Raw genomic sequence first — 14,987 nt, 5'->3', positions numbered from 1 at the left:
GTTTCGCGCGCCACACGGCCCATACGGGCCAGCCGCACATGTGCTTTCCCCTCGTTGCCCATGGCCCGTTCGCTCGCGCTGTGCTGTGTGCTCGCCGGCTGGATCGGAGGTGTCCACGCGCAACCTGCCAAACCGTCCGCAGCGGCGCCGCGCGTGGCGCCTGCCAGCGCCGCCCCCCGTACCGTGGGCTTTGCCGAAGCATTGTCGAACCTCGGCAACAGCGTGACGACGCGCTCGGTTGCGCTGAGTAGCCTCGGCGTGCGCGAGACGACCACGCTCGACGCGCCGGGTACCAGTCGCGAGTACTACTTCCCGGTGCCGGCCGGCGTGCCGATCGGCAATGCGCAATTGCAGGTCGATGCCAACTATCTGCGCGGCGACGGCGGCCGCACAACGATGCTGGTGTCGATCGACGGTTCGCCGATGCTGGCCCGCGCGCTGACGCAGCCGCAAGGTGATGCGGCGGTGATGCTGGGCGTCGGCGGCGAAGCTCGCCCGAGCGGCTATGTCCGCGTCGGTCTGGCGTGGTCTTCTGTGATCAACGACGCCATCTGTGCGGATCAGACCGCGATCGGCAACGTGCTGCGTGTCGCGCCGACGACGCATCTCACCTATCGTTACGATACGAACGATATCAAGGATCTGCGCACTGCCTGGACGGCGCTGTCGCAAACACCGTCGATCGTGATCGGCGCGCAGCAGCTCAACGCGTCGAGCTACGACACCGCATGGCGTGCCGCCGCGCTACTGCAACGCGATGGCCGCGAACCGGCGATACGCACCTGGCCCAAGGTGGGCGACACCATCGAACTCGGCACGATCGACATGCCCGCACCGCTGCGCGCGCTACCGGCGTTCGCGGCGCTGGCGGCAGGCGGCTCGCACCGGCTCGCCAACCCGGCGGAGGTGGGCGCGCTCGTGGTGGCTGCTCCTGGCCGCGTGTGGCCGGCCGACCTGATCGTTGCCGACGACGCGTTGCGCGCCGCGCTCAACACGTCGCTCGACGCGCTGCGCACGCAGGCCGTGAGCGTGTCCCCGGATGCCGCCGCTGCGTTCGACGCGTGGCGCGAGCGCACCGTGACGCCGCTCGTCGCACCGCTCGCGGCCGGTGAAGCGCGTCTCGTGCATATCGCCGGGCAGGCCACCATCCTGGTCGGCGACAGCAAGGCCATCGGCGTGCTCGCGCAGGCCTGGCGGCCGGTCACCGTATCGAACCAGTTGGTCGTGCATGAGATCGACAGCGCGGCGAACGGTAAATCCGCTGTCGTCGCGCTCGCCGCGCTCGGCGGCGAGCCGCGCACCGTCGACGTATTGCGTCTGGCGTCATGGACGGCGAGCTTCGATCTCGGCGCGGTCGCAGGTGCGGGCCGTCTGCCCGACGCCGTGGTGCTCGATCTGGCCGGCACGCCGAATACGCATGGCTCCGGCGTGGTCGCGTCGGTTTACTTCAACGACATACTGATCGGCGCCAAGCTGCTCGGCACGCAAGGGCGCGCGCAACGCATCGAGGCGCACATCCCGCGTTTCGCGCTGGCCGCACGCAATCTGCTGCGCGTGTCGTTCCAGCGTCAGTCGGATGCCGGCTGTGCGACCAACCAGGGTTATCCGGTCGCGGTCTTGCCGAGCAGCCATCTGTCGCTTGTGCAGGCCGACGGCGACGCCAACTTCACCGGCATGGTGGCGCGCTTCGCGTCCAGCGCGACGGTGCTCGTGCCTGCTTCGTATCTGGCGAACGCGACCGAAACGCTGCCGCGCATCGCGCGTCTGGCCGATGCAACCGGCGTCGCCCCGCAACGCGCGGTCCTGACGGTGACGCCCGACGGTCAGAGCGCCGCGCCGGCCAGTCCGTTTCTCGCCGTCGACGTGCCGCTGGTCGAACCGAAGTCGCACATCAGCGTGAAGGACAACGGACTGACGATTCTCGGTTCGGACGAACACACGCTGTATGACGTCAGCGGCGTCGCCAACCTGACGGGTGTCGGCGTGATCGACGTCGAACATTCGGGCGGTACGGCGGGCGTCGTCTATCGTAGCGTCGGTTCGCGCGCACCGGTGTTGCCGGTTGCGCTGAGGCTCGCGCGCGGCGACGTCGCGGTGGTCGACGGCAGTGGCGTGCTCAAGGAGATCGACACGGTACATACGGGCGGGGTCGAGCAGGACGACGCGGCTACGCCGTGGAGCCGGCAATGGCTGAGCTGGGCAGTGCCGGCCGCATTGGTGGGCGCATTCATTGCGCTGCTGTTGCTCGCAGGCTATACGCGTCGGCACAAGCAACGCAAGAATGGCGGCGAGTGAGTCGAGGCGTGATGAATCTGCATCTCGGCTACTATGCGGCCCAGTACTACGACTGGTTGCAGTATGGCGCGGGCGTCATCGCCGTGCTGATTCTGCTGTCGAGCATCGATGATCTATTCATCGATCTGTGGTACTGGATCCGCGAGATCTATCGGGCGTTTACGGTCAAGCGCGTCCATCGGCCGTTGGCCGTCGAGCAGTTGCGCGCCCGCGAAGAGCAGCCGATCGCGATCATGGTGCCGGCGTGGCTCGAATACGACGTGATCGCGGCGATGATCGAAGACATGGTGCGGGTGCTCGACTACCGCAACTACGTGGTGTTCGTCGGAACCTATCGCAACGATGCGCAGACGATCGAAGCAGTCGAGCGCATGCGTCGCCGCTACAAGCAGTTGCACCGCGTCGAAGTGCCCCACGACGGTCCGACCTGCAAGGCGGACTGTCTGAACTGGGTGATCCAGGCGATCTTCAAATACGAGCAGGAAGCGGCGGTCGAATTTGCGGGCGTGGTGTTGCACGACAGCGAAGACGTGCTGCATTCGCTCGAGCTCAAGTTCTTCAACTACCTGCTGCCGCGCAAGGACATGATCCAGTTGCCGGTCGCCTCGCTGGAGCGGCATTGGTACGAACTGGTCGCCGGCACCTACATGGACGAATTCGCCGAGTGGCATGCGAAGGACCTCGTGGCGCGCGAGAGCCTGGTGGGTTCGGTGCCGTCCGCCGGCGTGGGCACCTGTTTCTCGCGGCGTGCGCTGCTGGCCTTGATCGAGAGCACCGGCAACCAGCCGTTCAACACCGACAGTCTCACCGAAGACTATGACGTCGGCGCGCGGCTCGGCAAGCTCGGCATGCAATCGATTTTCGCGCGCTTTCCTGTGCAGTTCCGTTCGCGCCGCGCCAGGTGGTTCGGTTTGGGCAAGGAGCGCGAGGTCACGGTGACGATGCCGCTGTGCGTACGCGAATACTTTCCGGACACGATTCGCACCGCTTACCGGCAGCGCGCCCGCTGGGCGCTCGGCATCGGGCTGCAGGGCTGGCAGCAGACCGGCTGGACCGGCACGCTAGCCAACCGCTATCTGCTGTTTCGCGACCGCAAGGGGGTCGTCACTGCATTCATCGGCATCATCGCCTATGTGCTGGCGATCCAGTTCCTGCTGTTCATGGTCGTCGATGCGATGGGCCTGGCGAGCGAGATGCTGCCGTCGCCCTTCACCGATTCCCGGTGGATGCACGCAGTGCTCTGGTTCAATGCGGTTGCGGTGCTGCTGCGCATCGTCCAGCGCAGCTATTTCGTGACGCGTCTCTATGGTTGGGAGCAGGGGGTGATGGCGGTGCCGCGGATGGTGGTCGGCAACTTCATCAATTTCCTCGCGGTGTCGCGTGCTTGGAAACTGTTTCTCACGCATCTCGTGACTGGCAAGCGCCTCGCGTGGGACAAAACGATGCACGACTTTCCGTCCGCGGATGGACTCACCGGTGGACGCCGGCAACGGCTCGGCGAGCTGCTGGTGTCGTGGCAGGCGATTGACGAACAGCAACTCGCCCTGGCGCTCGACGACGAACACGCGCGCGAAGCGCCGCTAGGTCGTGTGCTCGTAGCCAAGGGCTGGCTCGACGAAGAAACGCTCGCCGAAGCGATCGCTTTCCAGGCCGACATGCCGCGCGCCACACTCGATCTGGAGCAACTGAGCGCCAACAGCGAGCGGCTCCCGCTTGAGGCGGCGATCCGCCACCGCGTGCTCGCGCACAGCATTGACGCCTCCGGCCGCGTGGTCCTGCTTGCCGCGAGCCCGCTACCCGCGGCGACTCTTGCCGAACTCGCTGCCGCGATAGGACAGCCGGTTACGCAGCAGATCGTGCGCGAAAGCGAAATTGCCACCGGTCTGCGTGTGCTGCGCGGCGCCGAAGTCGCGCTGACGCAAGGCACGGCACGCGTACCGCTGATCGGCGATCTCCTGATCGAACTCGGCTATGTGACGCGTGAGCGCTTTAACGAAGCGCTGCAACGCTACCGGCCGGATCGCGATGGCCGGATCGGCGACTTCATGACGGCGTGCGGCGTGATTACCGGCGATGCGCTGAACGCGGCGATTCAGGCGCAGAAGCGTGCACGGGAAAACGGAGCGCTAGCGATATGACGCGCAGCGTCGTTCTTGCGGCGGCTCGCGGGCTGCGTGGCTGCGCCGCTGCGTGTGGAGCGGCTGCGCTGCTCGCGGCGGGCTCCGGCTGCCAGGGGCCGGCAGTGGTGCAGGGCGTGGCCTGGCAAGTCGACAACGCGCAGGTCGATCTGCATGGCGACTGGGACAAGCTCGGTGTCACGGACCTGTTGATTCAGTGGACCGCCGTGGACGGCACCGCGTTTGTCGCCGGCACCGATCTGCCGCAGGCGCCGCGTTTGCCTGACTGGCGGCGCATCGCGCATGAGCCGTGGGCGCGCCACGTGCTGGTTGGCCTCGCGGGCCGCTTCGGCGAACGCGCGGCGCGTGCCGGGGCGGCGCAACTGACTGATCAGTCGTTGAAGCTGGTCGCCGCCGCGCCTCCGCTTCATATCGACGGTTGGTATTTCCCGGTCGAGGTCGACCCGAGCTGGCAGGACGCGCGCAGTCTCGCACCGCTTCTGAACCGGCTGCCGCGGCCTTTGTGGATCAGTGTCTACGACCGTTCGAATGTCGGCGGCGCGGCGCTGGCCGACTGGCTCGACAACTGGTTGCCGCGCGATGTCGGCGTGCTGTTCCAGGACGGTGTGGGTGTCGATTCGCGCGAGCCGCAAGCCGCGCGTGCGTATGCCGATGCGCTGGCGTCGAAGCTCGGCGCGGCGCGCGTGCGCATCATCGCCGAAGCTTTCCGGCCCGGCGTCGGCCAACCCTTCCGCGCGGCGACTGAGAACGAACTGAAGCCGCAGCTCGACGCTTATCGAGGCTACCGAACCTATCTTTTTGACGGACCTCACTATGTGTCGCCCGAACTCGTGGAAAGCCTGCTGAAGTGATCTATCGTCCCCCACCTTGCACCCAACGACGCGCGGCCTGTGCGCTGTCGCTCACGCTGGCCTTGGCGAGCGGCTCCGCCGTCGCCGACGAGAACCTGCCACTGCCGCTGACTGGAAGCGCCTATCGCATCGCGGACCAGGCATACAGCGAATACGCCCGCGGCGACTATGAGGCCGCGGCTCGCGACGCGCGCGAAGCCGTGCGCCTGCGCCCGGATGTGCCGCGTCTGCGCTCGCTGTTGCAGCAGGCCGAAGCCGCGCTCCGCAACCGTGGCAAAGCGGCGTCGGCCGCTCCGGTAGCCTCGGCGGCCCCCACAGATATGCAACGGGCCAGTGAACTGGCGTCGCAGGCGCTGGATCTGCTCGCACATAACGATGTCGCGAGCGCATCGCGCGACATCGGCCAGGCCGTGGATCTCGCGCCGGACGTCTCTCAATACCGGCTCCTGCAGGTAAGCCTGCTGATCCGTCTGCAGAACTACGACGCGGCCGAGACCGCCAGCCGTGCAGCGCTCGCCGCCGCCAGTGACGATTCGATGGTGTACGTGATGCACGGCTACCTGTTGCAGCGCGGCGGCCATTACGACTCGGCTCACCAGTACTACGAGCAGGCCCTGAGCGGCGACTCACTGGGCGACGCAGATTTGCGTTCCGTGCGTCTGCTGGTAGCCGATCTCGCATTGAGCGCCGGCGACACGAAGTCTGCACTCGATGCGCTACAGTCGTTGCCGGACAACGACGCCGACGCTCAGGAACGGCGTCTGTTCGCGCAGACGATCGCGACTGGCAGCAAGACCCTGCGCCCCGAACTGAAGCCGCCGGTCCTGCTGTGCATCGTCAATCGCTTTGGCCCGGTTTGCTCGGTGTTTGCGTCGGACCGGCCGTCGCAGGCGCTGGCAAACGAGGCTTTCCGTGCTGCTGCAGAGAATCGTCAGCAGGAAGCCCTCGACCTGTTTCAACTGGCCTTGCAGATCGGCGGCGCCAATCGGGAACTGGAAGGCCGGCGCGATGCCGTGCGCCGGCAACTGGCGCAGCAACCTGCCAGCGTTGCTTACCAGGCGATGGCGGACAACGATCCGGACCTCGCGCAGAAGGAGATCGCCCAGGCGATCTCCTATGCGCCGGATGTGATGCCGTATCGCCTGCTGCAGATCGACGCGCTGGGTCGCAAGCAGCAGTACGCTGCGGCCGAAGCCGCCGCCAGCGAAGCGATGCATGTCGATGACGAAGATGCCGTGCCGGTCCTGCTACGCGGCTACTTGCGCCAGATGCAGGGGAAGTACGCCGCGGCCCGCGTCGATTATGGCAAGGCGCTGCAAAACGACACGCTGAGCGACGACGACCTGCGCAACGTTCGTCTGTACGTGGCGGACGCCGCCATGGCGGCCGGCGACACGAAGCTGAGCGGCGACACGCTGCACGCGCTGCCGTCTGGCGACGAACAAGCCGCGTGGCGGCGCAGCCTGATGGCGTTTTACGAGCACCACTCGGGCCACCCAACCTTGCAGGCGCCGTTCCTCGATTGCCGCGAGACGCCGTACGGCACCGCGTGTACGGCGCGGCCAGCGGACAACGCGCCGAACGTGATGATCGAAGCGATCTACAAGGCGCTCGGTAGAAAGGAAAACGCGACTGCGCTCGCGCTTGCGCGAGACCTCACCGCCTCATCGCCGAAAAATGATCAGTACCGCCGCGTGCTGGCGCAGGCGCTGCGAGCCAACGGGCAGATCCAGGAAGCGCAACGCGTCATGGCGAGTCTGAAAGATCCGGTGCCGGATCTCGGCTTCGCGTACCTCGCCTCGATGTCGGGGGCTCCGGCGCTCGCGCTGCAGACTTTCCAGCAAATGGACGACGCCGGCGAGCTGCCGCCGCGGGCACTGCAGGACGCCGGCTTCGCCGCCATCAACGCCAACCAGCGGCCCACTGCGGTCAACTATTTCAAGCGCAGCATCGATGCTGCGAGCGATGACGAATTGGACCTGCCGCCGCAGAGTCTTTATGAAACCCGCCGTGCCGTCAGTGAACTGGAGCGGCAGTGGGGCGCTTACGTGTCGCTGAACTATCGCGGCAGCAACAACATGCAGGCCGGGCAAAACGAGTCGGCCGTGGTGGGCGACAACCTGCAGATCGGCACCGAAGCCTACTGGCGGCCGCCTGCGCTCGACAAGGACGGCACGTACGTCGATCTGTATGCGCGGCTGACCGACACCGCGTACAGCGCGCCGACGGCCTCTACCAATGACCTGACCGGCGACACGTTTGTCGGCAAATCGCCGACCGGCTTTCCGAGCCTGCTCTCGGCGCTCGGGATCCGGTGGAAGCCGCTGGCTTCGCAAAACGTCATTGCAGCCTTCGAACGTCAGCAGGCAATCGGTTCGGCGGCGCAAAGCGACTGGCTTGCGCGGCTCGGTTACTCGTATGGCACCGGCACCGATCTTCGCGCTGACGTCCCGAGCTGGAACACCGACCAGGTGTACGCGGAGACCGGCTATTACATGGTGGCGAAAACGTACTACTTCACGTCCGAACTGCAATCCGGTCGTAGCTTCCTCCTGCCGGCATCGTGGCTGGGCCATACGGTGCTCTGGCCACACGTGGTGGTGGGGGCCGACTACAACGACGTCTATTCGAAACCGTGGGCAGTCGGCGCCGGCGCCGGCGTGAATCTGCGCACCTGGCTGCGCGAGGACCATTACCATGCGCCGCGTTCGTATTTCGATCTGTCGGTTCAGTACCGCCTCAAGGTCGCAGGCGATGAGCGGGCCAAGGGCTGGTTCATTCGCAGTGTCTTTAACTATTGAGATCGCGCAGTCATGACCCAAGCACATTCATTTCGTATCCGTGTCGGCCGCTCATTCACTGGCGCGGCCGCCTTCTTCAGCCTCGTTGCGCTGGGCGCCGCCACGCCGGGTTCAGCCCAGGAAATCGCCCGCCTGTACGCGCCGCAGGCGCCGGCCGGCTCGAGCTATCTGCGCGTCGTGAATCCGTCCGCCATGGTGGTTGAGGTCGACTTCGCCGGCAAACAGGACGCCCTCGATCCGAAACGCAAGACGGTCACCGACTACCGCGTGGTCGACGCTTCCCGCGATGTCCTCATCAAAGCCGACGGTCAGGCGCTCAATCGCATCAAGGTGACACCGGGCAGCTTCAATACCGTGATCCTGACCGGTTCCACGCAGCCGCAGATCATCGCCGACGTCACCGACGGCCGCGATGATCTGAAGGCGGAACTGCGTTTCTACAACCTGGTGCGCGACTGCAACGCGACACTGTCGATTCAGGGCGGTGCCAACGTGTTCGAACGGGTTGCCAGCGGCGACAGCAAGAAGCGCGTCATCAATCCGGTGCAGGCGCGCCTGCAGGGACGCTGCGATGCGGCGGGAAGCTCGGCCGCGGTCGCGCTGCCGTTGCTGAAGTCAGGTGACCATGCCAGCATTTTTCTGCTGGGCGACAGCAAGGCTCCGCACCTCGTCACCCAGATCGATACCACCGAACCTTATTCCGGCGATCGCTAGGCGGAGCGCTTATGGTCTTCGCAAGCATCAGTTTCGTCTTCCTGTTCCTGCCACTGTTCCTGCTGGCCTACGCGGCAGTGGGCATGCGCTGGCGCAATCTGACCATCCTCACGTTCAGCTGGATTTTTTACGCCTGGTGGCGGCTCGATTTCCTACCGTTGATCGTGTCGATCGCAGTCTGGTCGTGGTGCACGGGTCGCTGGATCGAGAAGGCACAAGGGCAGCAACGCCGCTACGCGTTGCTGGTCGCGATCGGCTGGCCGCTCTTTGCGCTGATCTGGTTCAAATACGCCAACATGCTAGCCGGGACGTTGCAGTGGATGGGTACCGTGTCAAGCGGATGGCAAGCGGTGCTGTTGCCGATCGGCCTGTCGTTTTTCGTGTTCGGCGCGATCTCCTATTCGGTCGACGTCTATCGCGGAACCGTGCTGGCCGAACCGCGCTTCGTCAACTACGCCACGTATCAGTCGATGTTCGGGCACCTCGTCGCGGGGCCGGTTGTTCGCTACAAATGGGTTGCCGAACGCCTGCAAATGCGCTCTTTTCATCGGGCCGAGTTTGCGATCGGCGTCGAGCGCTTCATGCAGGGTTTCGCGCAGAAAATTCTGTTGGCCGATACGCTGGCGCCGCTGGCCGGCAGCGGTTATCAGCTGGCTTCGCCTAGTGCCGCCGACGCGGCGCTCAGTGTGCTGGCCTATACGCTGCAGCTTTACTTCGATTTTTCCGCGTACAGCAGCATGGCGATCGGCCTTGGATTGATCGTCGGTTTGAAGTTTCCCGAAAATTTCGACGCGCCTTATTTGAGTAGCTCGTTATCCGAGTTCTGGCGTCGATGGCACATCAGCCTGTCGAGCTGGTTGCGCGACTATCTGTACATCCCGCTGGGCGGCAACCGCCAAAGCTTGTCGCGCGGTTGCGTCAACCTGTTGATCACCATGGCGCTGGGCGGGCTTTGGCATGGCGCCAGCTGGACGTTCATGGTGTGGGGACTGTGGCACGGTTTCGGGCTCGCGACCGAAAGATTGTGGCGCACACGGGGTGGCCCCGCGCTGCCGTTCTGGCTCGGCCATGCCTTGCTGCTGCTGTTTGTCATGCTCGGCTGGCTGCTGTTCCGCGCCCAGACGTGGGCGGAAGTATCGACGATGCTCCTCGCCTTGCGCGGACAGAATGGTTGGCAGCTTTCCAGCGCATTTGCCGCTGCGCTCCGGCCGAACCAGATCGTCTGCCTGCTGATTGGCGTCCTGCTCGTCTATCTGCCGCTGCTGTGGGCACAGCGTCGGCGTAGCAGTGCATACTGTTACGCACTGCTACGCTATCTGACGGTGCCGCTATGGCTGGTGGCGTTGTGGGTGTTGCAGGGTCGCACCGTCATTCCATTTCTCTATTTCCAGTTCTGATGATGGTTCGCAAAATCAACGCCGTTGCTTTCGTGGTCATCATCCTGTGCGGCGGCGCCGCTTTGCTCTGGCGCTTGAGCAACACGGGTCGGTTGTTGACGCACACGGCTGGGCCTTCGTCATGGCTCGACGGCAGCATCACCCAGGCTCTGGACCAGCGCGTGGCGCAGGCGGCGCCGCCCGACGCCCGCGTCAACCGCGTCCTCAACGGCCTGCTTTTCGCCGTCACCGGCGACGCTGATCCGCAGGTGCGCAGCGGTTGCCCCGGCTGGCTATTCCTGACCGAGGAGGTGGCCGAAACGCCCGATGGCGAGCACAACCTGCAGCGGCGCGTTGCACTGACGCGTAAGCTGCAGGCCGACCTCGAGCGCCGCGGCATCAAGCTCGTGACGGCGCCGGTGCCGGACAAGGTCGAACAGGCCGCCGGAGAGTTGTGCGGGTTGACGGTGTCGCGCCAGGCACGCGGGCGCCGCGCCGCCTGGCTGCAAGCAAGTGAGGGTCTTGCGCTGCATCAGGTCGATCTGCACCGCGGCTGGATTGCCCCCGGCTATTGGCGTACCGATAGTCACTGGAATCGCGCTGGCGCGAGCTTTGCCGCGGACCGGGTGGCGGCGGTGGCGCAGGCCTTTGCTCCGCCGGGCAACACCAGCATGCAATTGCAGACCGCAGTCGCCACCCATGCGCGTAGCGGTGACCTGATGCGATTGGCGGGCATCGACAGGAACACGCCGCCATTCGCGCCGCCGGTCGATACCGACCATGACGTACAACTGGTGGTGCATCGCAGCGGCGGTCTGCTCGACGATGTAGCGGCGCCCGTGGTCATGCTGGCCGGCTCCTCGTACTCGCTCAATTCCGGTTTCATCGATTATCTGCAACTCGATATGAAGCAGGAGATTGCCCAGCAAAGCCGCCTCGGAAGTGGATTTGCAGGCAGCGTGCTGGAATTGCTGCAACACCATCCTGAGCGCCTCAATGACATCAAGCTATTGATCTGGGAGTGGCCGTTACGCTCGTTGTATCAACCGCTCACGGACGAAGAGAACACCTACCTCGCACAACAATGATTATCACGATGACAACATTTGATCTCTTGAACAAACGAGCCAGCCAGTTGCTGAAATACGCGCTTGGACTGGCTGCGCTGGGCGCGGCGCTGCAGGCCGGCCCCGTGTATGCGGCTTCGTCCGTGATCGAAGGTCAGGACGGCTGGTTATTTCCCGGCTGGGAGCGCACCGACAAGGTCGACCGGGCGCAGATCGCGTCGAACATCAAGGTGATCCAGGAAACCAAAGATGCGCTCGCCGCGAAGCACATCGGCCTGGTGGTGATGGTGGTGCCGGCCAAGGCGCCGTTCTATCCGCAGCGTCTTCCTGCCAGCCTGTCTCTCTCGACGGAAATCAAGTCGCGCTATGCCGATGTCCTTGCCATGCTCGCCGCGGCGGGCATTACTACGTTCGACGACAAAGACGTTTTGCAGGCGGTCGAACACGACAAGCAGACGGCCTTTTATCGTGCGGACTATCACTGGACGGCCTGGGCCGCGGAAGCCTCAGCTGACGAAACCGCCAAGGTGATCCGCAGCAAGTTTGAGCTGCCGGCTTCCGGGAGCGGCACCGTACTGGGTGAATGGACCAACGACCGTCGCTACGGCGACCTCGCCACGAACTTCATGTCCCCTGAAGACCGCAAACGCATCGGCCGCGACACTTATACCGTGCGCAAGCAGCCTGAGCTCAGCGATGGCCTGCTGGATGGCGCGCCGGCCCAGGTGCAGGTGGTGGGCAACAGCTTCGTGCAACCCTACCTCGGTTATCCGCAGAAGCTCTCCAATGCGCTCGGTCAGCCGGTTGGGCTCACCTGGAACCCCGGTAATATCGGCCCATGGAAAACCTTCCTCGACGCGGTGGAGAATCCGGCGTTCTCCCAGCACAAGCTCAGAGTCATTGTCTGGCAGTTTAATGAAGCGCAGTTGGAAAATAGCAGCAACTCGGCCGACAACTGGGATCCCAAAGGGGTCATGCCGGTGAACATCTGGCGCAGCAGGGTTGTCGCCGCATTGTCTAAATAGGAAAAAGAGCCTGCCGTTGCACGACTCGGCAGACTCTTTGATTCGAAATATCCTGCTTGGACGACCTTAAATCCTGCATGACGCGCAAGTTTCACCTTATGGGGCACTCACAAAGTGGGGGGGCTGGGCCATGGGTTGCGATTAGCCGCACGCCCCCACTTCGCCACATGCTGTGCAGAAATCGCAACCGTCCTTTCTGATCACCGCATTGGCGCCGCAGGTTCCGCACTTGCGGCCGAGCATGGTGCGTAACTGGTTGATGCCTTCGATTTCGGCAGATGCATCGTTGTCGCCGCTTGCGGTTGTGCCTGGCGCATCCGCAAGCGGAGGTTGCCCGGCTGCCATTTGCTCGCGCGCATGCCGCGCCAGCATGCGCGACGGCACCTGATTGCCTTCGGCGTCTAGAAAGCCGCGCCGGTGCAGGATCTGCTGGATCGCATAGGCTAGCGCGGCCACTTCCGAATCGTGCCAAAGCGGCGAGCGGTGGCCGTCTAGCCGTTGCACTTCGCCTAGCCGCACTTGTCCGCGGTCCCACGATACCTTGCGCAAATCCTGCAGATTGCGAGCCACGAAGCCGCCGCGAGCGGCAAGCGAAAGCGAGCGCATCTGCGCGGTAATCCACTGCTGCGATTCGTCGCGCTGCCCGACTGGAATGAAGAAATCGATAGGCCGCTCGATCGTCACATCCTCGCCGGAAAGACGCCCGGTGACTTCCATGAACGACACCGCGACATACAGCGATTTCTTGCCGGCTTGCGTGAGGTACTCCACCTTTTCGATGATCGCGGGCAATTCGCCCTTGGGGCGATGATCGATAGCGATGCGCAGCGGGTCGAGATCCGCTTCGGTCAACGAGTCGTCGGGTTGCTGAGGCGTCACGCTGAGCACGGCGCCGAGCGTCTCGTTGGGACGGTAGGTGGCGAGTCCCTTGAGACCGCCTTTCCATGCATCGAAATAGAGGCTCTCGAAGGCTTCGAACGGATAGTCGGCGGGAACGTTGACGGTCTTCGAGATCGACGTATCCACGTACGGTTGTACGGCCGCCATCATGTCGAGGTGGTCGCGTGCCGACATTTCCAGGGCGCTGACAAAGTAGTCGGGCAACGCATTGATATCGCCGCCGAGTTCGCGATAGAGGCGATACGCATAGTCTTCGACGGCGAACGATTCGCGGCTGCCGTCGGCCATTACCTTCATGCGGGTGTAGGTCCACGAGAACGCCGGTTCGATGCCGTTCGAAGCGTTGTCGGCAAACGCGAGGCTCACTGTACCGGTCGGCGCGATGGACAACAGGTGGCTATTGCGAATGCCGTCGCGGCGAATCGCGTCCTTGAGGTCGTCGGGCAGGCGCGAAGCGAACGTGCCGTCGGACAGATAGTGTTTGGCATCGAATAAGGGAAACGCACCGCGCTCGCGCGCCAGTTCAACGGAGGCACGGTAGGCCTCGTCGCGCATGAGCCTTGCAATGCGTACCGCAAGTTCGCGGCCGTCGGGCGAGTTGTAGCGCAACCCGAGCATCACGAGCGTATCGCCGAGGCCCGTAAAGCCGACGCCAATGCGGCGCTTGGCGCGCGATTCGTCGTACTGCTCGGGCAGCGGCCATAGCGTGACGTCGAGCACGTCGTCGAGAAAACGCACCTGGGTGCGCGTACTTTGGGCCAGCGCCTCCCAGTCGAACGATGGCTTGCCGCTCTTGAGCTGCGCAAACGGCTCGCGCACGAAGCGCGTCAGATTCAGCGGCCCGAGATTGCAGCAGCCATAAGCCGGTAGCGGTTGCTCGCCGCAGGGGTTGGTGGCGCGAATCGTTTCGAGCGCGCGCAAATTGTTGTCTTCGTTCATCCGCGAGATGAACACCACACCCGGCTCGGCCACATCGTAGGTCGAGCGCATGATGCGATCCCAGATTGCCCGGGCCGGTTGCTCGCTATACACCCACATGCCGTCTGCGCGTTGCTGCAAGTCGTTGGCGGCACGCAAGGCGGGCGAGGGCTCGGCGCGATGCACGAGTTGCCACGTCTGATTCTGTTCGACAGCGCGCATGAATTCGTCGGTGACCGCGACGGACACGTTGAAATTGTTCCAGCGTCCTTTCGAATGCTTGGCCTCGATGAATTCGAGCAGGTCAGGGTGATCGCAATCGAGCACGGCCATCTGCGCGCCGCGCCGCGAGCCTGCGCTTTCGACAGTGCGGCATGAGGCATCGAACACGTCCATGTAACTGCACGGACCCGATGCCGATGAGCTGGTGGTGTGAACGCGGGCGCCTTTCGGACGGATCGCCGAGAAGTTGTAGCCGACCCCACCGCCGCGGCGCATCGTTTCGGCGGCCTGCAGCAGCGCGACGTAGATACCCGGCAAGCCTTGCTCGTCGGTCCCCTGGATGCTGTCGCCCACCGGTTGCACGAAACAGTTGATGAGCGTGGCCGCGATGCCGGTGCCTGCCGCGCTCATGATGCGTCCCGCACCGAGCGCACCGTGGCGCAGGTTTTCTACAAAGCGGGCTTCGACGGACTCGCGCAGCGCCGCGGGTTCGGCCATCGCGACACCGTGGGCGACGCGCCGGTAAACGTCGTCGGCGGTTTGCTCATCGCCCTTGGCGTACTTCTCGAGCAGGACGTCGAGAGAGAATTGTTGCGGCGCAACCAGCAGCCGGGTTGCGGAGGAATCTGGACGGGTTTCAACGCTGTCGTCTGCCATGGTCAGCCTTTGAAGGCGCCGCG

At 64.4% G+C, this 14,987-nt stretch carries 9 protein-coding genes; 8 read left to right on the top strand and 1 reads right to left on the bottom strand.

From position 1 onward, the window contains the following. The first annotated feature begins 60 nt into the window (after positions 1-60). Genes BLQ92_RS26580 through BLQ92_RS26545 form a run of 8 tightly spaced genes read left to right on the top strand, consistent with a single transcriptional unit; the run spans position 61 to position 12,267 of the window. Positions 61-2,295 carry a cellulose biosynthesis cyclic di-GMP-binding regulatory protein BcsB gene (locus BLQ92_RS26580; protein ID WP_244106252.1) on the top strand — a complete coding sequence of 745 codons (2,235 nt, stop codon included), beginning with the start codon at positions 61-63 and terminating at the stop codon, positions 2,293-2,295. An 11-nt stretch (positions 2,296-2,306) separates the two neighbouring features. Then, the gene (locus BLQ92_RS26575) at positions 2,307-4,433 is read left to right on the top strand and encodes a glycosyl transferase family protein (RefSeq protein WP_090688684.1); all 2,127 of its coding nucleotides are present in this window, start codon (positions 2,307-2,309) and stop codon (positions 4,431-4,433) included. Continuing rightward, complete coding sequence (locus tag BLQ92_RS26570; RefSeq protein WP_175772488.1) at positions 4,430-5,284, top strand: alpha-amylase family protein; 855 nt, start codon at positions 4,430-4,432, stop codon at positions 5,282-5,284. Before BLQ92_RS26575 ends, BLQ92_RS26570 begins: the two co-directional genes overlap by 4 nt. Next, on the top strand, positions 5,281-8,085 hold the full coding sequence (locus BLQ92_RS26565; protein WP_090688682.1) for a bacteriophage N4 adsorption protein A: 2,805 nt from the start codon (positions 5,281-5,283) through the stop codon (positions 8,083-8,085). The genes BLQ92_RS26570 and BLQ92_RS26565 overlap by 4 nt, the downstream gene beginning before the upstream one ends. 12 nt (positions 8,086-8,097) lie before the next feature. Then, positions 8,098-8,799, top strand: a complete 702-nt coding sequence (locus BLQ92_RS26560; protein ID WP_090688681.1) for an alginate O-acetyltransferase AlgF — start codon at positions 8,098-8,100, stop codon at positions 8,797-8,799. A gap of 11 nt (positions 8,800-8,810) precedes the next feature. After that, the gene (locus BLQ92_RS26555) at positions 8,811-10,196 is read left to right on the top strand and encodes an MBOAT family O-acyltransferase (protein ID WP_090688678.1); all 1,386 of its coding nucleotides are present in this window, start codon (positions 8,811-8,813) and stop codon (positions 10,194-10,196) included. Further along, positions 10,196-11,263, top strand: coding sequence for an alginate O-acetyltransferase AlgX-related protein (locus tag BLQ92_RS26550; protein WP_175772487.1), 1,068 nt, complete (start codon positions 10,196-10,198; stop codon positions 11,261-11,263). The genes BLQ92_RS26555 and BLQ92_RS26550 overlap by 1 nt, the downstream gene beginning before the upstream one ends. Further along, positions 11,260-12,267, top strand: coding sequence for an alginate O-acetyltransferase AlgX-related protein (locus BLQ92_RS26545; protein ID WP_208449362.1), 1,008 nt, complete (start codon positions 11,260-11,262; stop codon positions 12,265-12,267). The genes BLQ92_RS26550 and BLQ92_RS26545 overlap by 4 nt, the downstream gene beginning before the upstream one ends. Positions 12,268-12,408: 141 nt before the next feature. Here BLQ92_RS26545 and BLQ92_RS26540 read toward each other — a convergent pair whose 3' ends face one another. After that, positions 12,409-14,964 carry an adenosylcobalamin-dependent ribonucleoside-diphosphate reductase gene (locus BLQ92_RS26540; RefSeq protein WP_090688671.1) on the bottom strand — a complete coding sequence of 852 codons (2,556 nt, stop codon included), beginning with the start codon at positions 14,962-14,964 and terminating at the stop codon, positions 12,409-12,411. Positions 14,965-14,987 lie beyond the last annotated feature (23 nt).

Origin of the sequence: Paraburkholderia phenazinium (assembly GCF_900100735.1) — a bacterium.
GTDB classification, from domain to species: domain Bacteria; phylum Pseudomonadota; class Gammaproteobacteria; order Burkholderiales; family Burkholderiaceae; genus Paraburkholderia; species Paraburkholderia phenazinia.
The sequence above is the reverse complement of the archived record's forward strand: the minus strand, read 5'-3'. Positions and strand labels throughout refer to the sequence as shown.